Origin of the sequence: Streptomyces sp. AC555_RSS877, assembly GCF_019049245.1 — a bacterium.
Lineage (GTDB): Bacteria > Actinomycetota > Actinomycetes > Streptomycetales > Streptomycetaceae > Streptomyces.
The window spans coordinates 182,284-209,208 of record NZ_JAGMUK010000005.1; the positions used below are offsets into that span (position 1 = coordinate 182,284).

Annotated in this window: 25 protein-coding genes; 12 read left to right on the forward strand and 13 right to left on the reverse strand. The window is 70.1% G+C overall.

From position 1 onward, the window contains the following. Positions 1 to 20: 20 nt before the first annotated feature. Complete coding sequence (locus KUM49_RS03695) at positions 21 to 920, reverse strand: L,D-transpeptidase (RefSeq protein WP_217235203.1); 900 nt, start codon at positions 918 to 920, stop codon at positions 21 to 23. A gap of 229 nt (positions 921 to 1,149) precedes the next feature. Then, positions 1,150 to 2,682, reverse strand: coding sequence for an NAD(P)H-hydrate dehydratase (locus tag KUM49_RS03700; protein WP_217235204.1), 1,533 nt, complete (start codon positions 2,680 to 2,682; stop codon positions 1,150 to 1,152). Positions 2,683 to 2,825: 143 nt separating this feature from the next. Between KUM49_RS03700 and KUM49_RS03705 the strand changes: the two genes are divergently transcribed. Next, positions 2,826 to 3,986, forward strand: a complete 1,161-nt coding sequence (locus tag KUM49_RS03705; RefSeq protein ID WP_217235205.1) for a hypothetical protein — start codon at positions 2,826 to 2,828, stop codon at positions 3,984 to 3,986. 40 nt (positions 3,987 to 4,026) lie between these two features. On the opposite strand, the gene KUM49_RS03710 is transcribed toward KUM49_RS03705, so the two are convergent. Beyond that, entirely contained in the window at positions 4,027 to 4,398 is a 372-nt protein-coding gene (locus tag KUM49_RS03710; RefSeq protein WP_217235206.1) for a holo-ACP synthase, read from the reverse strand. Positions 4,399 to 4,636: 238 nt separating this feature from the next. Here KUM49_RS03710 and KUM49_RS03715 point away from each other — a divergent pair, with 238 nt between their 5' ends. The 6 genes from KUM49_RS03715 (at position 4,637) to KUM49_RS03740 (ending at position 13,145) form a co-directional block, all read left to right on the forward strand. Further along, complete coding sequence (locus KUM49_RS03715) at positions 4,637 to 5,539, forward strand: hypothetical protein (protein ID WP_308406536.1); 903 nt, start codon at positions 4,637 to 4,639, stop codon at positions 5,537 to 5,539. Positions 5,540 to 5,661: 122 nt separating this feature from the next. After that, positions 5,662 to 7,407 carry an insulinase family protein gene (locus tag KUM49_RS03720; RefSeq protein WP_217235208.1) on the forward strand — a complete coding sequence of 582 codons (1,746 nt, stop codon included), beginning with the start codon at positions 5,662 to 5,664 and terminating at the stop codon, positions 7,405 to 7,407. A 169-nt stretch (positions 7,408 to 7,576) separates the two neighbouring features. Continuing rightward, positions 7,577 to 10,462 (forward strand): hypothetical protein, encoded by a 2,886-nt coding sequence (locus tag KUM49_RS48000; RefSeq protein WP_308406537.1) that lies wholly within the window; start codon positions 7,577 to 7,579, stop codon positions 10,460 to 10,462. A gap of 12 nt (positions 10,463 to 10,474) precedes the next feature. Continuing rightward, entirely contained in the window at positions 10,475 to 11,338 is an 864-nt protein-coding gene (locus KUM49_RS03730; RefSeq protein ID WP_308406538.1) for an immunity 49 family protein, read from the forward strand. A gap of 55 nt (positions 11,339 to 11,393) precedes the next feature. Beyond that, positions 11,394 to 12,254, forward strand: a complete 861-nt coding sequence (locus tag KUM49_RS03735) for an immunity 49 family protein (protein ID WP_308406539.1) — start codon at positions 11,394 to 11,396, stop codon at positions 12,252 to 12,254. A gap of 27 nt (positions 12,255 to 12,281) precedes the next feature. Then, entirely contained in the window at positions 12,282 to 13,145 is an 864-nt protein-coding gene (locus KUM49_RS03740) for an immunity 49 family protein (protein WP_308406540.1), read from the forward strand. Positions 13,146 to 13,161: 16 nt separating this feature from the next. Here KUM49_RS03740 and KUM49_RS03745 read toward each other — a convergent pair whose 3' ends face one another. After that, the gene (locus KUM49_RS03745) at positions 13,162 to 13,575 is read right to left on the reverse strand and encodes an ATP-binding protein (protein ID WP_217235209.1); all 414 of its coding nucleotides are present in this window, start codon (positions 13,573 to 13,575) and stop codon (positions 13,162 to 13,164) included. Between the two features lie 227 nt (positions 13,576 to 13,802). On the opposite strand from KUM49_RS03745, the gene KUM49_RS03750 reads away from it, so the two are divergent. Then, the gene (locus KUM49_RS03750) at positions 13,803 to 14,654 is read left to right on the forward strand and encodes a helix-turn-helix transcriptional regulator (protein WP_217235210.1); all 852 of its coding nucleotides are present in this window, start codon (positions 13,803 to 13,805) and stop codon (positions 14,652 to 14,654) included. A 4-nt stretch (positions 14,655 to 14,658) separates the two neighbouring features. Continuing rightward, positions 14,659 to 14,877: a DUF397 domain-containing protein gene (locus KUM49_RS03755; RefSeq protein WP_217235211.1), complete on the forward strand. Its 219-nt coding sequence runs from the start codon at positions 14,659 to 14,661 to the stop codon at positions 14,875 to 14,877. On the opposite strand, the gene glmS is transcribed toward KUM49_RS03755, so the two are convergent. From glmS to KUM49_RS03770, 3 genes are all read right to left on the reverse strand, one after another. Further along, the gene (gene glmS / locus KUM49_RS03760) at positions 14,838 to 16,685 is read right to left on the reverse strand and encodes a glutamine--fructose-6-phosphate transaminase (isomerizing) (protein WP_217235212.1); all 1,848 of its coding nucleotides are present in this window, start codon (positions 16,683 to 16,685) and stop codon (positions 14,838 to 14,840) included. The two genes, KUM49_RS03755 and glmS, sit on opposite strands and share 40 nt — an antisense overlap. A gap of 99 nt (positions 16,686 to 16,784) precedes the next feature. Further along, a complete protein-coding gene (locus KUM49_RS03765) occupies positions 16,785 to 17,594 on the reverse strand; it encodes an ABC transporter permease (RefSeq protein ID WP_217235213.1) in 810 nt (269 codons plus the stop codon). Continuing rightward, positions 17,591 to 18,598 (reverse strand): ATP-binding cassette domain-containing protein, encoded by a 1,008-nt coding sequence (locus KUM49_RS03770; RefSeq protein WP_217235214.1) that lies wholly within the window; start codon positions 18,596 to 18,598, stop codon positions 17,591 to 17,593. Before KUM49_RS03770 ends, KUM49_RS03765 begins: the two co-directional genes overlap by 4 nt. 182 nt (positions 18,599 to 18,780) lie before the next feature. On the opposite strand from KUM49_RS03770, the gene coaA reads away from it, so the two are divergent. Further along, positions 18,781 to 19,749 (forward strand): type I pantothenate kinase, encoded by a 969-nt coding sequence (coaA, locus tag KUM49_RS03775; RefSeq protein ID WP_217235215.1) that lies wholly within the window; start codon positions 18,781 to 18,783, stop codon positions 19,747 to 19,749. Between the two features lie 16 nt (positions 19,750 to 19,765). Continuing rightward, positions 19,766 to 20,704, forward strand: coding sequence for a DUF389 domain-containing protein (locus KUM49_RS03780; protein WP_217235216.1), 939 nt, complete (start codon positions 19,766 to 19,768; stop codon positions 20,702 to 20,704). Positions 20,705 to 20,960: 256 nt separating this feature from the next. Here the strand turns inward: KUM49_RS03780 and glmM are convergent, their stop codons facing one another. The 3 genes from glmM to rplM form a co-directional block, all read right to left on the reverse strand. Continuing rightward, the gene (gene glmM, locus KUM49_RS03785) at positions 20,961 to 22,319 is read right to left on the reverse strand and encodes a phosphoglucosamine mutase (RefSeq protein ID WP_217235217.1); all 1,359 of its coding nucleotides are present in this window, start codon (positions 22,317 to 22,319) and stop codon (positions 20,961 to 20,963) included. Positions 22,320 to 22,504: 185 nt separating this feature from the next. Then, a complete protein-coding gene (rpsI, locus tag KUM49_RS03790) occupies positions 22,505 to 23,026 on the reverse strand; it encodes a 30S ribosomal protein S9 (protein WP_217235218.1) in 522 nt (173 codons plus the stop codon). Positions 23,027 to 23,068: 42 nt separating this feature from the next. Continuing rightward, positions 23,069 to 23,512 (reverse strand): 50S ribosomal protein L13, encoded by a 444-nt coding sequence (rplM, locus tag KUM49_RS03795; protein WP_217235219.1) that lies wholly within the window; start codon positions 23,510 to 23,512, stop codon positions 23,069 to 23,071. A 445-nt stretch (positions 23,513 to 23,957) separates the two neighbouring features. Here rplM and KUM49_RS03800 point away from each other — a divergent pair, with 445 nt between their 5' ends. Continuing rightward, positions 23,958 to 24,842, forward strand: a complete 885-nt coding sequence (locus KUM49_RS03800; protein ID WP_217235220.1) for a hypothetical protein — start codon at positions 23,958 to 23,960, stop codon at positions 24,840 to 24,842. A gap of 13 nt (positions 24,843 to 24,855) precedes the next feature. On the opposite strand, the gene truA is transcribed toward KUM49_RS03800, so the two are convergent. The 3 genes from truA to KUM49_RS03815 all read right to left on the reverse strand — a co-directional run. Next, the gene (gene truA / locus KUM49_RS03805; RefSeq protein ID WP_217235221.1) at positions 24,856 to 25,713 is read right to left on the reverse strand and encodes a tRNA pseudouridine(38-40) synthase TruA; all 858 of its coding nucleotides are present in this window, start codon (positions 25,711 to 25,713) and stop codon (positions 24,856 to 24,858) included. Between the two features lie 75 nt (positions 25,714 to 25,788). Next, positions 25,789 to 26,301 (reverse strand): 50S ribosomal protein L17, encoded by a 513-nt coding sequence (gene rplQ / locus KUM49_RS03810; RefSeq protein ID WP_217235222.1) that lies wholly within the window; start codon positions 26,299 to 26,301, stop codon positions 25,789 to 25,791. Positions 26,302 to 26,466: 165 nt separating this feature from the next. Then, positions 26,467 to 26,925: DNA-directed RNA polymerase subunit alpha C-terminal domain-containing protein (locus tag KUM49_RS03815; protein WP_281181426.1), on the reverse strand; the 459-nt coding region annotated here is incomplete at its 5' end.

A 26,925-nucleotide genomic window follows, 5' to 3' on the forward strand; every position in this document is an offset into this window, starting at 1 on the left:
CCGACAGGACCGCCGGACGCCTACGTTCCGGACCTTCGCCCCCACACGTACACCCGGTCGCCCTTCTTCAGCACACCCCACAGCGTGCGCGCGTCGCCGAGGCTCAGGTTGACGCAGCCCATGGAGCCGACGGTGGTGAAGATGCTGCCGTAGACGGCGTGGAAGGCCTGCCCGCCGCTGAAGAACTGGGAGTACGGCATGGGCTGGTTGTAGAGCGTCGACACGTGGTTCTTGTGCCGCCAGTAGATCGTGTGCCACCCGGCCCGCGTCCGGTACCCGGCCCGCCCACTGCGCATGGGCACGGGTCCGTACACGACCTTCTCGCCCTTCTGCACCCAGGTCAGCTGCCGAGTGAGATCGACACAGGCGACCCGATGGGCCCTGACGGGACACTTCTTCGCGGCGTTCGGATTCTTCCTCGCGGAGATGAGCTGCATCCGCGCCCAGGTCACCGGCCCGGCGAACCCGATGGCGGGCTTGATCTTCTGCTGCACCTGAAACGCCCGGATCGCCTTGCAGTCCCCCGCCGACTGCTTCCCGTCCACCGTCCGCTTCAGCCACCGCTCCACCTGCCGCTGATACGGCCCGGTCAGCCTGCTGCACGTCACCCCCGCGACAGCATCGGCCAACGGCACGTACTCGACCAGCTCATACGTCCCCGGCGCCGCCCCGCGCGGCTCCACCGCGTCCTCCTCCGCAGTGGGCTCGTACACCCTCGGCGGCAACGCCTGATCGGGCGTGTCGACCTGCCACGGCTGATACGGCCCCGGCGGAACACCGGGCACCAGCTCGGCCTCGGACCCGGCGGCCGGCGGCGCCGGTTCGGCGGAGGCGGCCCCGACGGGCAGGGCGGTGGCGGCGACGAGGAGTACGGCGACACATCGAGGGGCGAACCTGGGGACAACACGTGTGCTGATCATGCGATCAGAGAATCGCGGGCCCCCAGCACGAGGGCGCTGCCGCGCGGTGGGGTCACCCTTATTGCCGAGCACTCCCCCACAGCCCGTCCGGCTTTTGAGGACACGGCCGTTCAGGCCGAAGCGGGGGTCTGGGGGCGGCAGCCCCCAGGGACGGGACGGGAAGGGGCGGCGGGGGCGAAAACCCCCGGAGGGCACCCCTCACCCCCGGCACCGCCACCAAACCACCGCTTCAGCCCCGCACGACATCCCGCCATGCCCGAGGCAAGACCGCCGCCACATCATGCGCCCCCACCGGCGCCCCCTCCGCCGCCAGCCTCCCCGCGAGCCCATGCAGATACGCCCCCACACTCCCCGCGTCCAGCGCCGACAACCCCGCCGCCAGCAACGACCCGGCCAGTCCCGACAGCACATCCCCACTGCCCGCCGTGGCCAGCCACGACGTCCCCGTGGGGTTCACCCGCACCGCCCCGCCGCCCCCCGCGTCGGCCACCACCGTCGTCGACCCCTTCAGCAGCACGGTCGCCCCGTACCGCCCGGCCAGCTCCCGCACGGAGTCCAGCCGAGCCCGCTCGACCTCCTCCCGCGCCACCCCGAGCAGCGCGGCGGCCTCCCCGGCATGAGGGGTCATCAGGGTCGGCGCGCCACGCCCCCGCACGGCGTCCACCTCGGCCAGCCGCAGCCCGTCCGCGTCGATCAGCACCGGCACGTCCGCCGCCAGCACCTCCGCCACCGTCGAGGCGTCGTCCCCCGCCCCCGGCCCGACGACCCACGCCTGCACCCGCCCCGCCTTCCGCGGCCCCCGGTCCGACACCAGCGTCTCGGGAAAGCGCGCGATGACGGCGTCCGCCGCGGGCCCGACGTACCGCACGGCCCCGGCCCCGCCCCGCAGCGCCCCCGAGACGGCGAGCACGGCAGCCCCCGGATAGCGTGCGGACCCGGCGGCGATCCCGACGACCCCCCGCCGGTACTTGTCGCTCTCGGCCCCCGGCACCGGCAACAACCGCGCCACATCCGCGTGCTGCAAGGCCTCCAGCGCGGGCTCACCGGGCAGCGACAGCCCGATGTCGACGAGCCGTACCGAACCGGCGTACTCCCGCCCCGGGTCGACGAGCAGCCCCGGCTTGTGCGTCCCGAACGTGACGGTCAGGTCGGCCCGGATCGCGGTGCCGTCGACCTCGCCGCTGTCGGGATCGACGCCGCTCGGCAGGTCGACGGCGACAACGGCGGCCCGTGACTGCGAAACCAGCGCGGCCAGTGGCGCCGCGTCCGGCCGCAACGGCCCCTTGGCGCCGATGCCGACGATCCCGTCGACCACGAGGTCGGCCCGGTCGATCAGGTCGGCGGCGGTGCGCGGGAAGTCGTGGCTGCCGTCCGACTGCCCGCTCGGCACCACCCCGCCACCGTCCACCTGCCTGCTCGGCGCCACGCTGCCACCGTCCGCCTCCCGGTGCGCCGCCACCCCGCCACCGGCCCGCCGCAGCGCGGCAAGCCCGCCGGCGTGGGTGCGTTCGGGCGCCAGGAGCACCGCCGTGACCCCGGCTCCTCGCCGCGCCAGCCGGGCCCCGGCGTACAGGGCGTCGCCGCCGTTGTCGCCGCTGCCGACCAGCAGGACGATCCGGCGGCCGTACACCCGCCCCAGCAAGTCCGCGCAGGCGGCGGCGAGTCCGGCTGCCGCCCGCTGCATCAACGCCCCGTCGGGGAGCCGTGCCATCAGCTCCCGTTCGGCGGTCCTGACCGTCTCCACGCTGTACGCAGTACGCATGCGTTCGAGTCTCCCCCGTACGGCACGAACCTCGTCACAGCCATTGACCCTTTGCCACCCCTTTGCCAAACTCACCGGCCCCCACCGGATGAATCGATTCAGTCGAATCGATTCGACGAAGTTCCACGAGAGGACGCCTCCCCATGGGACGCAGAGCCGCACTCATCGCCGCCGCCGGTACAGCCGCCCTCCTGACCGCCGTCGGCACCCTCACCGCTCCGGCCACCGCCGCCCCCGCACCGGCCGCGGCGGCCGCCTGCGGCGAGGGCTCCTACCAGGCCGAGGCCGTACTCAACGGCAGCACCTGGACCGCCCGGCGCGGCAGTTCGACCGTCTACACCGGCACCGACCTGCGCGCGGCGGTCCAGGCGGCGGTCAACAGCCTCACCGCCGGCCGCACCGCCAAGGAACGGGTCGTGGTCCGCGGCTCGGGCTCGATGTCCGCCGGCTCGCGCATCTCGCTCCCCAGCTACACGGCCCTGGACGTCTGCGGCACCATCAACGTCACCGGCACCGGTTCCGGCGACCAGGCCCCGGTCTACTCCCGCGGCACCCGCGACATCGAGGTCCAGCACCTCAACCTCACCGGCAGCCCGCTCTACGGCGTCTTCCTGCGCAACGTCCAGAACGTGGTCCTCGGGCAGCTCGACATGCGCCTGTCCGCGGGCCTCGGCGTGCGTATCGACAACCGCGGCGACACCAGCCAGTGGACGCGCAACGTCCGCATCGACAACGCGTACGTCTCCGGCGCCTCCAGCCACGCGGTCGAGACGTACGGCGTCGACGGCCTCACCGTCGGCACGGTGACGGCACGCAACGTGGGCGAGTCGGGCCTCCTGCTCAACCAGACCATCAACGCCACCGTCACCAAGGTGGACGCGGAGAACGCCGGCACCGGCACCGGGTACGCGGCCTTCCGCATGGCCAACCGCAACGGCCGCGTCGGCAGCGGCTACCCCACCAACATCCGCGTCGGCGAGGTCATCGCGCGCGGCGGCGGACGCGGCGTCTTCTGCGTGTCGGAGAGCGGCGGCGCGGTCATCGACAGGGTGACGCTCTCCAACACCGGCAACAACGCGGTCCTGATCGAGAACTGCTACAACGTGAACCTCGCCGCGCAGAGCGGCACGGTCACCGGCGGCGGCGAGATACGCCTCGCGGCCCGCTCGGAGTTCCCCAACAACTCGGACATCGTCGTCCAGAACCTGAGGGTGACCAACTCCTCGATCCGGGAGAACCCCTGCGGCACGAACACCACGTTCCGCAACAACACCCTGGTCAACAGCAGCCAGTCGATCTGCTGACGGTCCGTACGACGGGTGGCCCCGGCGGGCTGAGGGCCTGTCACCCCTCCGCGACGACAACCGCCGAGGCCACCCCCGCGTCATGGCTCAGCGACACGTGCCACGACCGCACGCCCAGCTCCGCCGCCCGCGCCGCCACGGTCCCCGTCACCCGCAGCCGGGGCTGCCCGCTGTCCTCGACGTAGACCTCGGCATCCGTCCAGTGCAGCCCCGCCGGGGCGCCCAGCGCCTTGGCGAGCGCCTCCTTGGCCGCGAACCGCGCCGCGAGCGAGGCGACACCCCGACGCTCCCCGCTCGGCAGCAGCAACTCGCTGTCCAGGAACAGACGCCGTGCCATCTGGGGCGTACGCTCCAGCGACGCCGCGAACCGGTCGATCTCCGCCACGTCGATCCCGACACCGATGATGCTCATGCCGAGCACCCTACGACCGGCGCCTCCGCCGACGCGTGTGTCACAGCCGACTGTTAGCCTGCGGCGACTTCAACAGATCGACATCACATACGTCATCGCACCGTGGGGGGCTCTGGGGGCCGGTCGGCGCGTCGGCGTCCGGGGATCACCAGGGGGCGGAACAGGCATGAGCAGTACCGGCAGTGGCAGCGGCGGCAAACGGTCCGCCGGCGCATCGGGGCCGTCCTTCGATCCGTACGTGACACTTCCCGAGCTCGTCCCCCTGCGCAGCGCCGCCGAGCAGGGCCACTGGCCCGCGGTCCAGGCGTACTTCACGTCCCTCGGCTCGGCCGAGAAGGTCACCTTCGCCATGGGGCTCCTCGCGGAGACGGACGGCGTCGAGGGCATGCTGGAGAAGGCCGTGGCGGACCGTCCGGCGGACCCGCTTCCCCGCACCCTGCTCGCCGACCGGTACGTCCGCATCGGCTGGGGCATCCGCAGCGACCTCCGCGCCAAGCACGTCTCCCGGGAGCAGTTCGACCAGTTCCACGACTGGCTGCGGCGGGCCGAGCGGATCCTGATCGACGTCTGCGCGGAGCAGCCGGGGTACGCCCCGGCCTGGACCGTCCGCCTGATCACCGCCCGGGGCCTGTCCCTCGGGCAGTCCGAGGCCCGCCGCCGCTACGACCGCCTGTCCGCCCACCACTCGCACCACCACCCGGCGCAGTTGCAGCTGCTCCAGCAGCTGTGCCCGAAGTGGGGCGGTTCCTGGGACGCCGCGCACGGTTTCGCCCGGGAGGCCGCGGCCGCCGCCCCCGACGGCTCGCACGCCGGCGCCCTGGTCGCGCTCGCGCACCTGGAGCACTGGATGGACCTCGAAGGCAGCGAGGCCGGCGCGTACATGCGCGGCCTCCCGGTCCGCGACGACCTGCGCTTCGCCGCCCAGGTGTCCGTGCTGCACCCCGCCTACCGGCCCGGCTGGTACGGGCTCGGCGCGCACAGCGCGTTCGCGATGGCGTTCTCGCTCGGCGGCCACTTCGAGGACGCGCTGCCGCACTTCACCGCGCTCGGCGACCGGGCCTCGGACTTCCCGTGGTCGTACCTGCCCGATCCGAGGGGCGCGTTCGTGAAGTACCGCAAGTCGGCGCTGGCGACGCTCTGAAGGGGGACCGACAGATGACGACAGAGCACCGGACAGAGCACCAGGCAGAGTCTCGGACAGCGCCACAGACGGAACGACCGACGGAACGACAGACGGAACGACACGGGACCACGGGGCTGCACATGACGGCGGAACTGCACGACACGGACGGCCTCGACGCGCTCAAGGACGTGCTGTCCCACACCACCACCCACGGCATCCCCACCCTCTACGCCCCCTCCCGGCAGGGTGAGATCACCGCGGGCCTCTTCTTCCGTGTGGGCCGTGCCGACGAGACCCTGGCCACCTCCGGGATCACCCACCTCGTCGAACACCTCGCCCTGCACCGCCTGGGCCTGACCGACCTGCACTACAACGGCGCCACGGCGAACGCGTACACGCTCTTCCACGTCACCGGCAGCGAGGAGGAGGTGGTCGCCCATCTGAACGGCGTCTGCGCCGCCCTGCGCGACCTGCCGCTGGACCGCCTGGAGACCGAGAAGGAGATCCTCCGCACGGAGGCCGCGAGCCGCGGTGGCGGCGCCGACTCCCAGCTCCCGCTGTGGCGTTACGGCGCCCAGGGCTACGGCCTGTCCAGCTACAACGAACTCGGCACCTGGGACCTGACGGCCGAACAGGTCCGGCACTGGGCCGAGACCCGCTTCACCCGGGACAACGCGGTGCTGTGGATGACGAGCGACGCGGTGCCGGAGGGCCTGGACCTCACCCTCCCCGCGGGCACCCGCTTCCCGGCGCCGGCGGCCTCCACCGCGCTGCCGACCACCCCGGCGTACATCCACGGCGACGACGGCCACGTCGTCTTCAACGCCGTCGTGCGCCGCTCCACCGCCGCCTCCGTCTTCGCCGACGTCCTCGGCCGCGCCCTCTTCCAGGACCTGCGTCAGGAGGGCGGCTACTCGTACACGGCGGAGGCCGACTACACCCTGCGCGACGCCGGGTTCGCGACGCTCACGGCGTATGCCGACGCCCTGCCGAAGAAGCAGGACGCGGTGGTCGGAGGGTTCGTCGACACCCTCGCCCGGCTGCGGGCGGGTCGCATCGAACAGTCCGAACTCGACTCGGTACGCGGCAAGATCATGAAGATGTACGACGGTCCCGACCTCGGCGCCGCCGCCCTCCCCTCCTACGCCCTCAACCTCCTCCTCGGCCACCGCCTCCTCTCCCCCGACGAGCACAAGGCCGAACTGGACGCCGTGACGGTCGCCGACCTGCGCGAGGTGGCCCGGGAGGCGTGGGCGTCGGGCCTGCTCCAGGTCCCTGGCCGCGGGGGCGCCGACTGGGCGGGCTGCACCCTCGCGCCGCAGTACTCCCGGGACGCGGTCACCGGCACCCGGCACCAGTCCCTGGGGGGCGACCAGGTCACCCTGGTCATAGGCGCGGAGGGCGTCACCCTGACGACTCCGGGCGGCCCGGTGACCGTGCGCTACGACGCCTGCGCGGCGATGACCGCCCGCCCGGACGGGGCCCGTGCCCTGACCGGCCTCGACGGCTTCGCGGTGACCGTCGAGCCGACCCTGTACCGGGGTGTGACGCCGGAGCGCATAGCGGCGATCGACGCGGCGGTGCCGGAGGTGGCGGTGGTACGGATGCCCGCGAGGGCCCCGGAGCAGATCCCGCGGCCGAGGGAGCGGAAAGCGGCCTCTTCCGGGAGCGAAGGGGGCCGGTCGACGTGGGGCTGGACGCTTGGGCTGTGGCTCGTGGGCGTGGTGGCGGTTGTCTGGGGCCTGCTCTGCGTGCTGGTCACCGCGGACGAGGCCGGGGCCGTGAACCCGGAGTGGGACGCGGTGGCCGGCATCTGGGTACTGGAACTGCCGCTGCTGTTCGTGACGTGGCAGATGTACCGGGCGCGGCGGAGGAGGCGGGGCTGAGGGATGGCGGGGCCGAGGGATGAGGTGCTGGGGCGTGTGTGCTCTCAACTCCCCCTCCCGAAACAGCCGTTCCGCTCGTAGGCTGGAACCGGCCGACGGACGCAACGCGTCAATTGATTCAGATGCTCGAGTCGGCGACGTCTGGGAGTAACGGGGGGCGAGGGACAGCGTGCTCAAACCGGGGGAGATACCGCAGTTCACTGGCAATCTGCCGCAGCTGGAGACCGACTGCGCGGAGCTGAAGAAGGACGCGGGCAACGTCCGCAAGACCGCCGGGGACGTGCACTCCCAGTTCCAGGGCCTGTCTGCGTACTACACCGCCCCGGAGGCGGAGCAGCTCTTCGCGACGACGAAGCCGGTGCAGGACCGGGCGGACGCGTTCGCGGACGACCTCGAGTCGGTGTCTTCCGCCCTGTCGTCGTACGCCACCGAGATCCGGCCTCTCGTCGACAAGCTGGAGCAACTGAAGACCCAGGCCACGGCGTTCGTCGGGTCCGTCAAGGACGACGACGAGTGGGAGTACGACGAGGACAAGGTCGACGAGCACAACCAGATCCGGGACGACATCACCGCGACGGTGGCGGCGTTCTGGGCGGCGGAACGCACCGCCCACAACAAGATCACCGCGTTGTGGGGCGGCACCCAGATGGTCGCTGGGGACGGCTCCGAGCGTACGGACCAGTACGGGTTCAACGCCGAGGACATGAAGAACGCCCAGGTGCCGTGGGGCGACCCGGTGGAGGAGAAGCACCACTGGTACGAGGTCGGCCACTGGGTGAAGTCCTTCGTGTGGGACGGCCTGATCGTGGACGGTGTGTGGGGCACCATCAAGGGCCTCGGCACCCTGGTCGGCTTCGGTGGCTGGGACGCGATGGGCCAGGCCTGGAAGGGCCTCGCGCAGCTGGCGACCGGTCTGGTGATCTCCTCCATCCCCGGTGCGGGCGCGCTGTTCTGGACGTTGCCGGACGACAAGTTGCCGTCCTGGATCCGTGATTCGCGTACGGCGATGAAGGAGACGGGCAAGGCGCTGGTGGCGTGGGACGAGTGGGGGAAGAACCCCGGCCGTGCGGCCGGCGCGGTCACCTTCAACGTCCTGACGACCGTGTTCACGGGCGGCGCCGGTGCCGGCGTGGCCGGTGCCGGCAAGGCGGGCGCGGTCGCCAAGGTGCTCTCCGCGGCCGGCAAGGCGGGCAAGGTCATCGACCCGATGACCTACATCGCCAAGGGCGCGGGCGCGGGCCTGTCGAAGATCGGCGACATCAGCGCGGCGCTCAAGGGCGTCGGCAACATCGACATCCCCGCCCTCCCGGAGAACGCGATCACGCTGCCGGAGGGCGCGCTGAAACTCCCGGACGGGACGGTGCGGTTGCCGGAGGGGGCGGCGATCCCGGAAGGGGCGACCAAGCTGCCCGACGGCAACATCAAACTGCCGGACGACACCCCGGTGCTGCCGGAGGGCTCTACGAAGCTGCCCACCGAGGACGGTGCCCCGGCGCGCTACTACGACCCGGCCGGCAACTTCCTCGACGAGAACGGCAAGGTTCTTCAGCAGGTTCAGGACGGGCCCGGCGACATCACCAACCAGCCCGGCAGCCCGAACTCCCCGGCCGCCGGCGCCGACACCCCGAACACGCCCGCCCCGGTCAGGGAACCCGCCATGGCGGGCGCCCCCGCCCAGGCCGCCGGCAACGCCGCCGACAACGCGGCCCAGAACATCAACCTGGGCAACGGCCTCGACAACGTCGGCGACGCCGGCCGCGTCGGCGATGACGTGAGCGCTCCCGGCAACCGTGTCGAGGGTCCGGCAGGAGTCGCCGACAACACGCCGGGCGCAGTCGCCGGCAACACCCCGGGTGGTGTGGCGGGCAACCTGCCGACCAACAGCCTGGACAACGCGGCTCCTGGCCCCCAGGCGGGCAACAACGTTCCCGGCGGGCCGGGCGATCACGTCCCGGCCAACAGCGTGGACAACGCCGCCGCCGGCAGCGCGGACACCGGGCTGCGGCCCGGCGGCCCGGGCGGCCCCGTCGGTCCGATCTCCCCCAGCGCCCTGGACGACCTGGGCGCCCGGTTCGGCGACGACGCGCTCCCCGGAATCGGCGACGACCTGGGCGACGTGGGCAGGACCGGCGACGACGCGGGCATGCCCGCGAACACCGCGGACGAGGGCGCGGGTGCCGCCGACGAGTCACAGCCGGCGCGGACGGCCGAGGAACAGCAGAAGATCGTCGACGATCAGATCCACAAGGCCAACACCGACCCGAAGTGGTTCAGTGACCACTACCGCACGGACGGCCACCGGCACAGCGTCGACGGGGTCGACAAGAGCGGCAACCCCCTGCCCGTCCTGGCCAAGGACACGAACGGCAACTGGATCGCCCGGGACTCGATGCCCTCCAAGCAGCCGCCGACGCGCATGGCCCCGGAGCCGATCAGCCCCAACTCCCTCAACACGCACCAGACCGACTATCTCAACGGTGTGGCGAAGGACCGCCAGGTCGCCGGGGAACTCACCGCGGCGGAGAAGGCGGCCAAGGCGAACCCGGGCGACCAGGCCCTTCAGGACGCTCTCGCCCAGGCCCAGAAGGACTACGACGCACGGCTCCCCGGTACACCCAACAACAGCGCCATCCCCGAGCGCCTCGGCGAGGACGCGGCCCGCGTCCACGTCGTCCCGGAGCGGTACGCGGACTACTCCCCGGTGACCCTGCCGAAGACGCCCAACGGCGCCAACATGTTCGACCAGTTGTACAAGCGGGAGGACGGCAGCTACCTGATCGTCGAGGCGAAGGCGCCGAAGAGCGACCTGATCTGGCGTCAGGGAGCCGGCCCCGCCAAGGGCTGGATGGTCCGGCAGGGCACCTCGGAGTACGTCCACACGATCATCGCCGAGATGCTGAGCCGCAAGGCCGCGGACGTCCGCATCGCGGGCGACCTGCTGCGGGCCTGGGAGAATGGCAAGCTGGACTACGTCCTGGTGAAGGCCAACGAGAACCCCGGCACCTACACCGGGGCCACGCTGGAGCAGTTCCCGATCAACTACAAGATCGACTAGAGGAGGGCGTCAGTGGCCACGACCGTTCCCCGCCACGAGTACCCCACAGGCGACGTGCCGGAGACTCTCGACGCCCTCGGTGAGACGGCGAACTGGATCCTCGACAAATTCGCCGAATCGCCGGTCCTGCGCCCCCAGGCGCTGAGCACGGCGCTCAGCCTGGCGCAGCAGCACTGCGCGATCGACCCGCAGGCGGTGAAGTTCGAGACCTGGGAGGCCTGGGTCACCGCCATGCAGACCGGTGCCGCGCTGTTCGCCGCGGCGACCGCGCCCGAGGGCACCACCGTCACCTGCCGGATCAAGGAGCGGGAACGCACGCTGCCCGCCACCGGTCCCGAGTCGCATCTGAACGCCGGCACCTGGGTCACCGCCTTCTACCTGGCAATGGTCTGCCGTGACAACGACCGCCTGCGGGCCCTGGCCGAGGTGCCCGTCTCGTTGCTGCGTGACTCCGGCGCCGTGTTCGACGAGTACGTCTACTCCTGGGTGGAGACGCTGCAGAGCTTCTGGCTCGGCCGCCAGGACGTGGGCGACAAGCTCGTCGCGGCGGTCGACGGCACCGCCCCGGCGGCCCTTCAGTACGCGGACGCGGACCTGATGGCGAAGGTCCTGTACCCGCCGCTCATCCTCCTGTACCGCGTCATCCGCCAGGACGCCGCGGAGTTCGACAAGGCACTGGGTGACGCGCTGCGCCGGCACAAGGAGTACTGGACCGCCGACGAGGACCGGGCGACCAGCGCCGACAGCCTGGTCGCCCTCGGCCCGCTGGCCATGGCCTGTCTGGCCCGGGACCAGGGCCTGGCCGTGGAGGCCGAGTCCGAGTACATGCCGAAGGCGCTCCTGGACTATGCCTGGATCGGCGAGATCGACTACTGAATCCGAATCGGATAGCGAGCGAAGGCGGAACACCGTCAGCAAAGGGAGCCGAACGGTGACCGTGATCGTAACTCGGCACGACTTCTCTGCCGATGATGCCGAAGGATGGTGCGAACTACTCCACGAGGGAGCCGTTGAGGCCATCGATGAACTCGAGGCGGATTCGAGGAATTTCGATCAGGCTTTCCTCATGACACTCACCGAAGCAGAAGCGCGATGCCTCCGCGACCCGTTGGCCGAGTACTCTCCGACTTGGCGAGCGTGGGTGGCGGCGATGCAGGTCGGTTCCGCACTGTTCGCCTCAGCCACTGCGTCCGACGCCCGCGTCGAAGCGCGCATCGCCGGGAAATTGAGGTCCATCCCCGCCTCAGGTCCGCAGTACAGCGCGAATGCCGGAAACTGGCTCAAGGCTTTCTGGCTCGCCGTCATCTGCCGAGAGCAGGATCGGATGACGCAACTGTGCGCTGTTCCGATCTCCCTCCTCAGGGAGTCGGGGGCGGAGTACGACGAGTACATCTACGACTGGATCGACGCCCTGCAGAGCTATTGGCTCAACCGCGGCAATGTGAGCGAAAAGCTGGTTGCCGCGGTCGACGGGACCAAGCCGGAGACGGCTGTGATCGCCAGTCCCGAGCTCATGCTGAAGATCCTCTATCCCCCGCTCGAACTCTTCTACCGCTACCTGCGCCAGGACAGCGAGCAGTTCAACGCGACACTCGCCGATGCCGTGCGCTGGCACAAGGAGTACTGGACCGCCGACGAGGACCGCGCCTCCAGCAGCGAGGGACTCCTGGCACTCGCCCCGCTGGCCATGGCGTGCCTGGGCCACGACGCCGACTTCCCGGCCGAGGTTCGGTCGGACTACCTCCCCCAAGCACTGGTCGAAGGTGCCTGGATCGGCGAGCTCGACACCTGAGCCGTTCGTCACCGGAGGAAGGCGTCCGTGGCCACGACCGTTCCCCGCCACGTGTATGCGACGGACGACGTGCCGGACACTCTCGACGCCCTCGGCGAGACGGCGAGCTGGATCCGCGACGAGTTCGCCGAATCGCCGGTCCTGCGGCCCCAGGCGCTGAGCGCGGCGCTCAGCCTGGCGCAGCAGCACTGCGCGATCGACCCGCAGGCGGTGAGGTTCGAGACCTGGGAGGCCTGGGTCACCGCCATGCAGACCGGTGCCGCGCTGTTCGCCGCGGCGACCGCGCCCGAGGGCACCACCGTCACCTGCCGGATCAAGGAGCGGGAACGCACGCTGCCCGCCACCGGTCCCGAGTCGCATCTGAACGCCGGCACCTGGGTCACCGCCTTCTACCTGGCAATGGTCTGCCGCGACAACGACCGCCTGCGCGCCCTGGCCGAGGTGCCCGTCTCGTTGCTGCGTGACTCCGGCGCCGTGTTCGACGAGTACGCCTACTCCTGGGTGGAGACGCTGCAGAGCTTCTGGCTCGGCCGCCAGGACGTGGGCGACAAGCTGGTCGCGGCGGTCGACGGCACCGCCCCGGCGGCCCTTCAGTACGCGGACGCGGACCTGATGGCGAAGGTCCTGTACCCGCCGCTCATCCTCCTGTACCGCGTCATCCGCCAGGACGCCGCGGAGTTCGACAAGGCACTGGGTGACGCGCTGCGCCGGCACAAGGAGTACTGGACCGCCGACGAGGACCGGGCGACCAGCGCCGACAGCCTGGTCGCCCTCGGCCCGCTGGCCATGGCCTGTCTGGCCCGGGACCAGGGCCTGGCCGTGGAGGCCGAGTCCGAGTACATGCCGAAGGCGCTGCTGGACCACGCCTGGCGCGGCGAGATCGAGTACTGAGCGGACGGGCAGGCGCTCACGCAGAGGCAAGCTCACACCACACGAACTTGCCTCGATTGCCGTGTCTGGCCAGCGGATGCCAGCCCCAGAGGTCGGCACACGCCCGCACCAACGCCAGCCCCCGCCCTTCCTCCAGCTCGGTGTTCTGGTCCAGTGCCCTCGGCGGTTCGGGCGGCTCCGGGTCGGCATCCCACGCCCCGATCCGCAGGACACCCGCCGACCAGCACACCCTGAGGGCGGCAGGCCCCTTCGTATGCCGTACGGCATTGGAGACCAACTCCGCGGCGAGGAGTTCGGCGACATCGACGAGGCCGATGAGTCCGTGCATGGTGAGGATCAGACGGAGTGTGCGGCGACTGACGGTGACCGCACGCAGGTCGTTGGGGATGTAGAGGCAGTACTCCCATGGCTGGGCGTCGGTTTCGGGCATGGGTGAACTCCGTTCGGGTGGTTGGGGGGTTGAGGTCGCCGGGCGGTGGCAGTGCCGCAGCCGTCATGGCAGGACGGGGCGGTGCGCTTCCGGTATCCCGGAGATTCCGCAGCGTGTGCGTCGCATCACCGACGGTAGGGCATAAATTTCAGTCCGTGCAAGCGGATCGCGTAGCCTGGCCCCCGAACGAGTCGTCCCATCAAGGCCGTTGAAGGAAGAAGGACGCCGTGCCAGCACGACGGCACCCCACGGCACGCCAGGTACGCCTGGGCGCCGAGCTGCGCAAACTCCGGGAAGCAGCGGGACTCAAGGCCACCGAGGCAGCGAGCCTCCTAGGCGTGAGTTCCGTCCAGATGAGCCAGATCGAGTCCGGGATCTCAGGCGTCAGCGAGCAGCGACTGCGTCGGCTTGCCGCCAACTACGCCTGCTCGGACAACGAGTTGATCGATGCCCTGGTGGCCATGGCGACCGACCGAACTCGCGGCTGGTGGGAGCAGTACCGGGGATACCTGCCCACACCCTTCCTGGATCTGTCCGAGCTGGAGCACCACGCCAGCTACCGGTGGGACGTGGACTTCCTGCACATCCCGGGCCTGTTGCAGACCGAGGACTACTCCCGCGCGCTCTTCTCCTACGTGAACCCGGAGTTCCCGGAGGAAGAGGTGGAGCGTTGGGTCCAACACCGGATGACGCGAAGGGTCATCATCGAGCGCCCCGACCCGATCCCGTACGAGGCAGTGATCCACGAAGCGGCGCTGCGCATCAGGGTCGGCGATCGGGCCGCCGTACGGGCCCAGCTCGCCCGAGTACTGGACCTTTCCGAGGCCGCCCACATCACCGTGCGCGTCATCCCCCTCGACCTGGACGACTTCCCCGGAGCCGGAAGCGCCATGGTGTACGCGGGCGGCCCGGTCCCCCACTTGGACACCGTGGTACGCGACGGCCCGCACGGCACGGCATTCATCGACGCCCAAGCCCAACTCAGCCGCTTTCGAACGCTCTTCCGTAGGCTGGAAGCGGTGTCACTCGAACCCGATCGTTCGCGTGACTTCATCCGCAGGCTGGCGAAGGAGCTGTGAGCGCATGATCACCTACACCTGGCGGAAGTCGTCCTACTCCGGCGGCGGCGAGGGCAACGCCTGCGTAGAGATCGCCGCCCGCCCCACCCACATAGCCGTCCGCGACTCCAAGGCCCCGGCCCGCGCAACCCTCACGTTCCCGGCCGACGCCTTCGTCCCCTTCCTCGACGCACTGAAAACCAGTCACTCCACCGTCACGGACTTCGCCAGGTTCCGAGGCTGATCCACGTCGTTGCCCCGGGACGTGGCCAACTCACAGGCGAACACCTGCAAGGGCACGGTCGCCACCAACGGCTGAAGCAGCGTCGGCGTGGCCGGAATCCGGATCAGGTGATCGGCGTACGGCACGACCGCCTCGTCCCCCTCCTCCGCGATGACGATCGTCCGCGCACCCCGCGCCCGGATCTCCTGGATGTTGGACACGATCTTGTCGTGCAGTACGGACCGCCCCCGAGGCGACGGCACAACGACCACCACGGGCATGTCGTCCTCGATCAAGGCGATCGGCCCGTGCTTCAACTCACCCGCGGCGAAGCCCTCGGCGTGCATGTAGGCGAGTTCCTTGAGCTTCAGGGCGCCTTCGAGCGCCACCGGATATCCCACATGCCGGCCGAGGAACAGGACCGTGTCCTTGGAAGCGAGCGACCGCGCCAGGACCCGCACCGGCTCCATGGTCGCCAGCACCCGCTCGACCTGGCCGGAGATCAGCGACAGGTCGCGCACCACGGCGCTGATCTCGTCGCCCCACTTGGTGCCGCGCACCTGCCCCAGGTACAGGGCGACCAGGTAACAGGCGACGAGCTGCGTCAGGAAGGCCTTGGTCGAGGCGACGGCGACCTCCGGCCCCGCGTGCGTGTACAGGACGGCGTCGGACTCGCGCGGAATGGTGGACCCGTTGGTGTTGCAGATGGCCAGCACCTTGGAGCCCTGGTCGCGCGCGTGCCGCAGGGCCATCAGCGTGTCCATGGTCTCGCCGGACTGGGAGATGGCGATGACCAGGGACTGCGCGTCCAGGATCGGATCCCGGTACCGGAACTCGCTCGCCAGCTCCACCTCGCACGGAATCCGTGTCCAGTGCTCGATGGCGTACTTGGCGATCATCCCGGCGTGGAAGGCAGTACCGCACGCGATGATGACGACCTTGTCCACCTCGCGCAGCTCGGAGGCGCTGATCCGGACCTCGTCCAGCGTCAGTGAACCGGCCCTGTCGATGCGCCCCAGCAACGTGTCCGCGACGGCCTTGGGCTGCTCGGCGATCTCCTTGAGCATGAAGTAGTCGTAGCCGCCTTTCTCGGCGGCGGAGGCGTCCCAGTCGACGTGGTACGGCTTGGCTTCCGCGGGCCGCCCGTCGAAGCCGGTGACCGTCACCCCGTCCCGCCGCAGCTCCACCACCTGGTCCTGACCCAGCTCGATGGCGGAGCGCGTGTGGGCGATGAACGCGGCGACGTCCGAGGCGAGGAAGGCCTCGCCGTCTCCGACGCCCACCACGAGCGGCGAGTTCCGACGCGCCCCCACGACCACATCAGGCTCATCCGCGTGCACCGCGACCAGCGTGAACGCGCCCTCCAGCCGCCGGCACACCAGACGCATCGACTCCGCCAGGTCGGAGGTCACGGAGAACTCCTCGGCGAGCAGATGCGCGACGACCTCGGTGTCGGTCTCGGAGCCCAGCGAATGCCCCCGCTCCTCCAACTCGGCCCGCAGGGCGGCGAAGTTCTCGATGATCCCGTTGTGGACGACCGCGACCCGCCCCTCGTTGTCGAGGTGCGGATGGGCGTTCGCGTCCGTCGGTCCCCCGTGCGTGGCCCATCGTGTGTGCCCGATGCCCGTCACACCGGTCGGCAGCGGCCGGTCGACCAGTTCCTTCTCCAGGTTGAGCAGCTTCCCGGCCTTCTTGGCCGCCGCCAGCCCGCCGTCCGCGAGCACGGCCACGCCTGCCGAGTCGTATCCCCGGTACTCCAGTCGCTTCAGTCCGGCCATCACGACATCAAGCGCCGGCTGCGATCCCACATATCCCACGATTCCGCACATGGCCGCAGCCTAAGGGCGAACAGTCGACGAAACTCGGCACCTCCTGCCCGAAATCAGAAATTCTCAGCGGGTTCCGGACGCTCCGAGGCCCTCGGGAGCTCACGCCTTCGCCCGATAGGCCCTCATCGCCAGCGGATAGAACGCGAGTGCGATAGCCGCCGCCCACACCAGCGACCACAGCACCGGCTCCGCCACCGGCCCGCCGAGCAGCAGCCCGCGGAAGGCGTCGGACAGATGGGTGACCGGGTTGACGTCGCTCCACGCCTGGAGCCAGCCGGGCATGGTGTCCACGACGACGAACGCGCTGCTGGTGAACGTGATCGGGAAGATGAGCGTGAACGCGAACGCCTGCACCTTCTCCGCGTCGCCGGCGAGCATCCCGATCAGCACCGCGCTCCACGACACGGCCGCGGCGAACACCACCACCAGCAGCGTGCCGAGCAGGAAGCCGTCGAGCCCGCCCGTGATCCGGAAGCCGAGCAGCAGACCGAGCCCGATCATCAGCAGCAGGGCCCACACATGCTTGGCCAGGTCCGCGGTGATCCGCCCGATCAGCGGCGCGGACCGCGCTATCGGGAGGCTGCGCAGCCGGTCGAACACGCCCTTGGTGAGGTCCGTGTTGAGCGCCATCGCCGTGTACATGGTCATGAACAGGGTGTTCTGCACGATGATCCCGGGCAGCGCGTACTTCAGATACGCCTCGGGTGATCCGGCCATCTGCCCGCCCAGTACGTACGTGAAGAGGAACACGAACATGATCGGCGTGATGCTGTAGTCGACCAGCTCCAGCGGGTTGTGCTTGACGGCGACCAGGCTGCGCCAGGCCATGGTGAAGGTCTGCCGCAGTCCGTCGAGGGGCCGCACGCGGCCGGATTCGGTGACCGGCGCCGTGATGGTGGTGGCGGTCATGACCGGCTCACCGCCTTCTCCCTCTCGCCGTCGTCCCGGACGGCCGCGCCGCCGTTTCCCTCCGGCCCGCCGGGTTCGGCGCGATGGCCGGTCAGGGCCATGAAGACCTCGTCGAGCGAGGAGCGGCGCAGGGCCAGCTCGCCCACCGCGATGCCCTCGCGGTCGAGCGTGCGCACGACGGCCGGCATCAGCTCGGGGTCCTTCACCGGCGCCGTGATGGTCTCGCCCTCTATCTGCGTCTGCGGACCGGCCGCCCGGGCGACGAGCGCGTGCACCCGCGTGAGGTCCTGCGCCAGCACCGGCCGCAGTTGCAGCACCTGGCCGCCGACCTGCGACTTCAACTGGTCCGGCGTGCCCTCGGCGATCACCCGGCCCTTGTCGATCACCACGATGTCGTCGGCGAGCACATCGGCCTCGTTCAGATACTGCGTGGTCAGCAAGGCCGTCGCGCCGTCCGCGACCAGGCCCCGCAGCATCTTCCACAGCTCGCCACGGCTGTGCGGGTCCAGGCCGGTGGTCGGCTCGTCGAGGAAGAGGATGCTGGGCCGGCCCACGAGGCTGGCCGCCAGGTCCAGGCGCCTGCGCATACCCCCGGAGAAGGTCTTGACGGCCCGCCCGGCCGCGTCCGTCAGCTGAAAGCGCTCCAGCAGCTCACCCGCCCGCGCCTTGGCCTCCCGCCGCGGCAGACCGAGCAACCGGCCGATGAGCAGCAGGTTCTCCGTGCCGGTCAGGTTCTCGTCCACCGCGGCGTACTGCCCGGTCAGCCCGATCATGGCGCGTACGACCCCGGCCTCCCGGACCACGTCGTGCCCGGCCACCTGGGCCCTGCCCGCGTCGGGCCTGAGCAGCGTCGCGAAGATCCGCACCGCGGTCGTCTTCCCCGCGCCGTTGGGACCCAGCAGCCCGAGCACCGAGCCCTTGCGGGCCCCCAGGTCGACGCCTGCCAGCGCCTCGGTCTCCTTGAACCGCTTGACCAGGCCCTCCGCCTCAATCGCATACGTCATGGGTCACCCCCTCGGGGTTCGTGGACCCCGGCCTGGGCCCACCTCTCCCACAACTGTGACGCACGGCACTGACATTCCCCGACTTGCTCGGGTTCGCCCCGAATCCTGATGCGTGACGGACCCCACCCCGCCATCCGTTCGTACTCCCGTAACAATGGACTGTGATCTCTCCGGTCTCCCCGATGCCCCGGAGCGCCCACCGGCACAGGCCGGAGGCGACTCCCTACGTCGACCTCACCCGAGCGGAATGGAGTGTGCTGCGCGAGAAGACCCCGCTGCCGCTCACGGCCGAGGAGGTCGAGAAGCTGCGCGGCCTCGGTGACGTCATCGACCTCGACGAGGTGCGGGACATCTACCTCCCGCTCTCCCGCCTCCTGAACCTCTACGTCGGCGCCACGGACGGCCTCAGAGGCGCCCTGAACACCTTCCTCGGCGAACAGGGCTCCCAGTCGGGCACTCCCTTCGTCATAGGGGTGGCCGGCTCGGTCGCGGTCGGCAAGTCGACCGTCGCCCGTCTGCTCCAGGCCCTGCTCTCCCGCTGGCCCGAGCACCCGCGCGTCGAGCTGGTCACCACCGACGGCTTCCTGCTGCCCACCAAGGAGCTCCAGGCCCGCGGCCTCCTGTCGCGGAAAGGTTTCCCCGAGTCGTACGACCGCCGCGCCCTGACCCGCTTCGTCGCGGACATCAAGGCCGGCAAGGCCGAGGTGACGGCCCCGGTCTACTCCCACCTCATCTACGACATCGTCCCGGACCAGCGGCTCACGGTCCGTCGCCCCGACATCCTGATCGTCGAGGGCCTCAACGTCCTCCAGCCCGCCCTGCCCGGCAAGGACGGCCGCACCCGTGTCGGTCTCGCCGACTACTTCGACTTCAGCGTGTACGTCGACGCACGCCCCGAGGACATCGAGCGCTGGTACCTCAACCGCTTCAAGAAGCTGCGCGCGACCGCCTTCCAGAACCCGTCCTCGTACTTCCGCAAGTACACCCAGGTGTCCGAGGAGGAGGCCCTCGACTACGCCCGCACGACCTGGCGGACGATCAACCGGCCCAACCTGATCGAGAACGTGGCCCCCACCCGCGGCCGCGCCGCCCTCATCATCCGCAAGGGCCCCGACCACAAGGTCCAGCGCCTGAGTCTGCGCAAACTGTGACCGTTAGTCTGCCGCCATGCTGCATCTGCGTCTCATCACCCCGTCCGACAAGACCGACGACGTGGTCCGCCTGATCGACACGACGGTCGGCACCGCCCACCTCGTCGTCATGCCGGGCGCCGCCCGCAACCCGGCCGGAGACGTGGTGTTGTGCGACGTCGCCCGCGAAGCCGGCGACGAACTCCTCACCGGCCTGCAGGAGTTGGGCCTCGGACACACCGGCTCCATCGCCGTCGAGAACATCGACCTGTCCCTGTCCGAGCGCGCCGACAAGGCCGAGGCGGACGCCCCCGGCGAGGGCGCGGACGCGGTCCTGTGGGAACACATGACGGACGCGACCCACGAGGAGTCGACCCTCTCCATCACCTACATCGCGTTCATCACGCTCGCCACGATGATCGCGGCCTGCGGTGTGGTCCTGGACAACGCGATCCTGATCGTCGGCGCGATGGCGGTCGGCCCGGAGTTCGGGCCGCTGGCGGGCATCTGCACCGCGATAGTGCAGCGCGCGCCTCGCCTGGCCCTGCGTTCGCTGATCGCGCTGCTGGTGGGCTTCGCCGCGGCGATGGCGGTGACCGTGGGCTTCAGCCTCTTCATGGACGCCGTCGGCCTGTTCACCAAGGCCCAGTTGGAGGCCGACCGCCCCAACACCGGGTTCATCTACGCCCCGGACTGGTTCTCGTTCGTCGTGGCCGTCCTCGCCGGAGCCGCCGGCACCCTCTCCCTGACGTCCTCCAAGTCCGGCGCCCTGGTCGGAGTCGCCATCTCCGTGACGACGGTCCCCGCAGCCGCCAACGCGGCCGTGGCCCTCATCTACAGCGACACCAACCAGGCCTTGCGCTCCTCGGAACAGCTCCTGCTGAACCTCTTGGGCATCATCCTCGCCGGCACCCTCACCCTGCTGACCCAGAAATGGCTCTGGTCCACACAACGCAAACGCTCAGCACTCAAGTGACGCCTACGGCAACGCCCCCAGGGGCGCGAGGAACTGCGCGCCCAAGCCACAACGAACCCGCACCCAGCACCCCACAGAACCCCCACCCCCTAGGGGCGCGAGGAACTGCGCGCCAAGCCACCCCCAGCAGCGCGGGAACCCACAAGCCCAGCCACCCCCTAGGGGCGCGAGGAACTGCGCGCCAAGCCACAACGAACCCGCAGCCCGCGAACCACAGAACCCCCACCCCCGATCGGGAACAGCAACACCAACACCCTTACCCGAGCGCCGACTTCACCGCATCCGCAAGCCGCCCCGCCACAGACCGAGCCTGATCGATATCAGCAGCCTCGACCATCACCCGAACCAACGGCTCGGTCCCCGAGGGCCGCAACAACACCCGCCCGGTCTCACCGAGTTCCCGCTCCGCGTCAGCAACCGCCGTCGCAAGCTCCGAGGACGTACCCACCCGGGACCGATCAACATCAGGCACATTGATCAGCACCTGCGGCAACCGCTCCATCACGGCCGCCAGCTCCCGCAACGACCGCCCGCTCTCCGCGACCCGAGCGGCCAGCAGCAGCCCGGTCAGCGTGCCGTCCCCCGTGGTCGCGTGATCAAGGATGATCACGTGCCCGGACTGCTCGCCGCCCAGCGTGTACCCGTGCTCCTTCATCTCCTCCAGCACGTAGCGGTCCCCCACCCCCGTCTGGATGACCGTGAGCCCCTCCCGCTCCATCGCCAGCTTGAACCCGAGGTTCGACATGACCGTCGCGACAACGGTGCCGGAGCGCAGTGCGGAACGCTCCCGCATCGCAAGCGCGAGTACGGCCATGATCTGGTCGCCGTCCACCTCCTCACCGGTGTGGTCCACGGCGAGGCAACGGTCCGCGTCACCGTCGTGCGCGATGCCGAACGCGGCCCCGTGCTCGACGACCGCGGCCTTGAGGAGTCCGAGGTGGGTGGAGCCGCAGCCCTCGTTGATGTTGAGCCCGTTCGGCTCGGCGCCGATGGTGACGATCTCGGCACCGGCCCGCGTGAACGCGTCGGGCGAGACCTTGGCGGCAGCGCCGTGCGCCTCGTCAAGGACGATCTTCAGCCCGTCGAGCCGGTTCGGAAGGACACCGACGAGGTGGGAGACGTACCGCTCGGCCCCTTCCTCGTACGTGCGCACGCGCCCCACGCCCGAGCCCGTCGGCCGGTCCCAGGGGGCGCCGGTGCGGTGCTCCTCGTAGACGGCCTCGATGCGTTCCTCCAGCTCGTCGTCGAGCTTGTGCCCGCCGCGCGCGAGGAACTTGATGCCGTTGTCCGGCATGGCGTTGTGGCTGGCGGAGAGCATGACGCCGAGGTCGGCGCCGAGGTCGGCCGTGAGATACGCGACCGCCGGGGTCGGCAGCACGCCCACCTTCAGAACGTCGACGCCCGCGCTGGCGAGGCCCGCCACCACGGCGGCCTCCAGGAACTCCCCGGACGCACGCGGATCCCGCCCGACCACCGCGGTCGGCCGGTGCCCCTCGAAGGTGCCCGCCTCGGCCAGTACGTGCGCCGCGGCGACGGAGAGGCCGAGCGCCATCTCGGCCGTCAGATCCGCGTTGGCGACACCGCGCACGCCGTCCGTGCCGAAGAGTCGTCCCACTTGTCCTCCTGAGAAGCTTCAGATCCGGAAATCATCCGATCGCACAAGCCTTTGAGCGCCTTGTGCCGTTATACGCCCAGGCCTGTGATAAACGAACGCCCCGGTGGCACTGTGGCGTGCCGCCGGGGCGTTCGGACGTACTGCGTACTGCTGGTAGTACTGCGAGTACGAGCAGGCAGCGAAGCTTAACGCTTGCTGTACTGCGGGGCCTTGCGGGCCTTCTTGAGACCGGCCTTCTTGCGCTCGACCGCACGGTCGTCGCGCTTGAGGAAGCCGGCCTTCTTGAGGGCGCCGCGGTTGTTGTCCACGTCGGCCTCGTTCAGCGCGCGGGCGACACCGAGACGGAGCGCACCGGCCTGACCGGAGACACCGCCACCCGCGATGCGGGCGATGACGTCGTAGCGGCCTTCGAGCTCGAGCACCTTGAAGGGCTCGTTGACTTCCTGCTGGTGCACCTTGTTCGGGAAGTAGTCCTCGAGGGTGCGACCGTTGATCTTCCACTTGCCGGAGCCCGGGACGATCCGGACGCGGGCGATGGCGTTCTTGCGACGGCCCAGGCCGGCGGCCGGCTGCGGGTCGCCGAAGCGGGACGCCATGGACTCGGAGGTGTACTCGCCCTCGACGGGGACGTCCGACTCCGTGGTGTAGCTCTCGATGTCGACAAGCTCGGTCTCTTCGACCGGCTGCTCAACGGTGGTCTCGGCCACGATTCTCCTCAGATTCTGTTCAGTCTTAGGGGGTGGCCGGACTTACTGCGCGACCTGGGTGATCTCGAACGGCACCGGCTGCTGGGCAGCGTGCGGGTGCTGGTCGCCCCTGTAGACCTTCAGCTTCGACAGCATCTGGCGGCCCAGGGTGTTCTTGGGGAGCATGCCCTTGACGGCCTTCTCGATGGCCTTCTCGGGGTTCTTGTCGAGGAGCTCGTCGTAACGGACGGAGCGCAGACCACCCGGGTAGCCGGAGTGGCGGTACGCCATCTTCTGGGTCCGCTTGTTGCCGGACAGGTGCACCTTGTCGGCGTTGATGATGACGACGAAGTCACCGGTGTCGACGTGGGGCGCATAGATCGGCTTGTGCTTGCCCCGCAGAAGCGTGGCGGCGGTGGTGGCGAGACGACCCAGGACGATGTCCTGAGCGTCGATGACGTGCCACTGGCGCGTCACATCGCCGGGCTTGGGGCTGTACGTACGCACGGTTCGTAGCCTTCGCTTCGAGTGAATGGTCCTAAACAAGGTCACCGAAACGATCACGACAGCCTCAGCCCACTGCGGCGACGCATACCGCGTACGTGGGGTCGCTGGTCATCGGCCCGGTGGACCGGTGTAAGGGCCCGTCCCGTGAGAATGAGCAAGCCAATACACAACGAAGAAGCAGGATACCTTCGCTGGCCCGTACGGGTCAAAACGAGGCGCCTGCTGCCGTCCGGCCCGATTCTACCCGCCCTCCACCCCCCTGCGACCGCAGGCGGTACACGCCCGTGACCGCCGGCCCACACAGCGTGAAGCCACCCTGCCGGAACCCTTCGCACCAACCACCCGGACATGTGGCTTTTGCGCTGGCGCACCCGGCGAACCCTGGTGCGCCCGGCGCCTCTTGGGGCGGACCGGCACACCGCCTCCCCCGTCTAAGATGCGCCCCATGAGCTATGGGCAGCAGGGGGGACCCCAGTCCCAGTGGGATCCCTGGACACCGCAATCCCAGCAGCCGTGGAACGGCGGCAACACCGACGAGACCCCGGACTGGGCCGCGCTCGCCGAGGCGTCCGAGACGCGCGCCAAGCGGCGCCGGCTGTTCTTCATCGGCGGCGGCGCACTGGCCACGCTGGCGATCGGCACCGCCGTGGCGATGGCCGTGGTGTCGGCGAACGGCGACCCGGAGGGATCGGGCAAGCCGGCCTCCCTCCCCACCAGCGCCAACATCCCGAGCGGGACCGGCACCGCGGAGCCGTCGTTCGAGCCGACCAGCGCCCCGCCGCCGCTGGACCCGAAGGAGTTCGTCTCCGACAAGAGCAAGGACACGGCCCCGATCGGCCCGGGCATCCTCTTCCCGGGCACGCAGCTGACCATGGGCTCGACCGTCTACAAGAAGGGCCCGACGGCCGACACCAGGAGCTGCGCCGCGGCCGCCAAGGGCACCCTCGCGAAGGTCCTCACCGACAACGGCTGCACCCGCCTGATGCGCGTCACCTACACCAAGGACGGCATGGCGGTGACGGTCGGCGTGGCCGTCTTCGACAGCGAGGCACAGGCGGTCAAGGCCAAGAAGGGCACCGACAAGAAGAGCATCGTCGCGTCGCTGGCCGGGGACGGCGTCAAGGCGTTCTGCAACTCCGCCGTCTGCCGCTCGACCACCAACTCCTACGGCCGCTACGCCTACTTCACGATCGCCGGCTTCACCAACGGCAAGGACGTGACCGAGAAGGACACCGCCGTCTTCACGACCGGCGACGACCTCGGCGAGTTCACCTTCCGCCAGATCCGCCGCCGGGGCGAGGCCCAGGCATCGGCCGCGGTGAACGGATGACGGCCGCCCGGGGTCAGCAGCAGCCGGCCCCGGGCAGTGTCCGCCTGTTGCGGGCCTCCTTGTTGCGCGCCGCCAGCAGCCCGTCGGCCGGGTAGCCGACCTCCTCCAGGGTCAGCCCGTGCGGCCGTACGACGTGCACCGCCGAGTCCCGTACCCCGGCCGCCAGCACCTTCCCCGGCCAGTCGGCCTGCCGATGCCCGTCGCCCACGAACAGCAGCGCCCCGATGAGCGAGCGCACCATGTTGTGGCAGAAGGCGTCGGCCCGGACCCTGGCGGTGACGACACCGTCGTCGCCGCGCACGAGGCTCAGCTCCTGGAGCGTACGAATGGTGGTCGCGCCCTCGCGCCGCTTGCAGTAGGCGGCGAAGTCGTGCTCGCCCAGGAGCCGCTCGGCCGCCTCGTTCATGGCGTCGACGTCGAGCGGCCAGTCGTGCCAAAGGACGTGGTTGCGCAGCAGCGGGTCGACCCCGCCGGGGTTGTCGGTGACCCGGTAGGCGTACCGCCGCCAGATCGCCGAGAAACGGGCGTTGAAGCCCGCGGGTGCCTCGGTGAGGGACCAGACCCGTACGTCCTTGGAGAGCCGCCCTGCGAGCCGCTTGAGCAGCTTCTCCCGGTGCTCCGCCCAGAGCTCCTCCGGCAGGTCGACGTGCGCCACCTGCCCGCGCGCGTGCACGCCGGCGTCGGTCCGCCCGGCGACGGTCAGCTCGTACGTCATGTCCTTCGACCGCGTCACGGTCCGCAGGGCCGCCTCTATCTCGCCCTGCACGGTCCGCCGTCCCCCGGCCTGCTTGGCCCACCCGGAGAACGCGGTCCCGTCGTAGGACAGATCCATCCGCACCCGCACGAACCCGGGCTGTGCTTCGTCACTCACCTCTAGATCCTCTCAGCAACGCAAGAGCGGGCCCGCCCCGCAGGGGGCGGACCCGCTCAACGCGAGGGTTCAGCCTCAGGCGTCCTTGGACTCCTCGGCCGGAGCCGCGTCCTCGGCCTCGTCGGCCTTGGTCGTGTCGACCTTGGTCTCCTCGGCGGCCGGAGCCTCGGCGTCCTTGGCGGCACGCTGAGTGGCGGCCTCGGCCTCACCGGTCGCCTGCTGCGCGACCGTCAGCGCCTCGACCAGCTCGATGACAGCCATGGGCGCGTTGTCGCCACGGCGGTTACCGATCTTGGTGATGCGGGTGTAGCCACCCGGGCGGTTCTCGTAGCGCGGGCCGATCTCGGTGAAGAGCGTGTGCACGATGCTCTTGTCCGTGATCACCTGGAGCACCTGACGGCGGTTGTGAAGGTCGCCCTTCTTCGCCTTGGTGACCAGACGCTCGGCGTACGGACGCAGCTTGCGCGCCTTCGCCTCGGTGGTGGTGATACGACCGTGCTCGAACAGCGACTTCGCGAGGTTCGCGATGAGCAGCTTCTCGTGCGCGGCGCTGCCGCCCAGACGGGCACCCTTGGTGGGCTTCGGCATGGTGTTTCTCCTAGGTGTCTGCCCCGGCCGTATCAGGTACCGAGGTCAGTATCCGAGCGGGCGGTCGCCCGTCGAAGATCCGGGAGCCTTTTCGGACGCCCGGAAGGTCCGCGACCCAAGGGGCGCGGGGAACTGCGCGGCCGGCCACGAGGACCGGCAGCCGAATCAGTACTGCTCGGTCTCCACGAAACCGGCGTCCGCGTCGTCGTCCGCACCGAACGCGTCCGCGGCGGCGGTCGGGTCGAATCCGGGCGGGGAGTCCTTGAGCGCGAGGCCCATCCCGGCCAGCTTCGCCTTGACCTCGTCGATCGACTTCGCACCGAAGTTGCGGATGTCGAGCAGGTCGGCCTCGGAACGAGCCACGAGCTCACCCACGGAGTGGATGCCCTCGCGCTTGAGGCAGTTGTACGACCGGACGGTGAGCTCCAGCTCCTCGATCGGCAGGGCGAGATCAGCGGCAAGGGCGGCGTCCGTGGGGGACGGGCCCATGTCGATGCCCTCGGCGTCGATGTTGAGCTCGCGCGCCAGACCGAACAGCTCGACCAGGGTCTTGCCGGCCGACGCCATGGCGTCACGCGGACGCATGGCCTGCTTGGTCTCGACGTCGACGATCAGCTTGTCGAA

Bases quoted from the DNA above. Each gene is read 5' to 3' on its own strand.
- KUM49_RS03700 (WP_217235204.1), bottom strand. From the start codon at position 2,682: ATGCGTACTGCGTACAGCGTGGAGACGGTCAGGACCGCCGAACGGGAG.
- KUM49_RS03770 (WP_217235214.1), bottom strand. From the start codon at position 18,598: ATGACGTATGCGATTGAGGCGGAGGGCCTGGTCAAGCGGTTCAAGGAG.
- KUM49_RS03755 (WP_217235211.1), top strand. From the start codon at position 14,659: ATGATCACCTACACCTGGCGGAAGTCGTCCTACTCCGGCGGCGGCGAG.
- KUM49_RS03800 (WP_217235220.1), top strand. From the start codon at position 23,958: ATGAGCTATGGGCAGCAGGGGGGACCCCAGTCCCAGTGGGATCCCTGG.
- KUM49_RS03780 (WP_217235216.1), top strand. From the start codon at position 19,766: ATGCTGCATCTGCGTCTCATCACCCCGTCCGACAAGACCGACGACGTG.
- KUM49_RS03695 (WP_217235203.1), bottom strand. From the start codon at position 920: ATGATCAGCACACGTGTTGTCCCCAGGTTCGCCCCTCGATGTGTCGCC.
- KUM49_RS03745 (WP_217235209.1), bottom strand. From the start codon at position 13,575: ATGCCCGAAACCGACGCCCAGCCATGGGAGTACTGCCTCTACATCCCC.
- KUM49_RS03765 (WP_217235213.1), bottom strand. From the start codon at position 17,594: ATGACCGCCACCACCATCACGGCGCCGGTCACCGAATCCGGCCGCGTG.
- coaA (WP_217235215.1), top strand. From the start codon at position 18,781: ATGCCCCGGAGCGCCCACCGGCACAGGCCGGAGGCGACTCCCTACGTC.
- KUM49_RS03705 (WP_217235205.1), top strand. From the start codon at position 2,826: ATGGGACGCAGAGCCGCACTCATCGCCGCCGCCGGTACAGCCGCCCTC.
- glmS (WP_217235212.1), bottom strand. From the start codon at position 16,685: ATGTGCGGAATCGTGGGATATGTGGGATCGCAGCCGGCGCTTGATGTC.
- KUM49_RS03710 (WP_217235206.1), bottom strand. From the start codon at position 4,398: ATGAGCATCATCGGTGTCGGGATCGACGTGGCGGAGATCGACCGGTTC.
- KUM49_RS03720 (WP_217235208.1), top strand. From the start codon at position 5,662: ATGACGGCGGAACTGCACGACACGGACGGCCTCGACGCGCTCAAGGAC.
- rplQ (WP_217235222.1), bottom strand. From the start codon at position 26,301: ATGCCGAAGCCCACCAAGGGTGCCCGTCTGGGCGGCAGCGCCGCGCAC.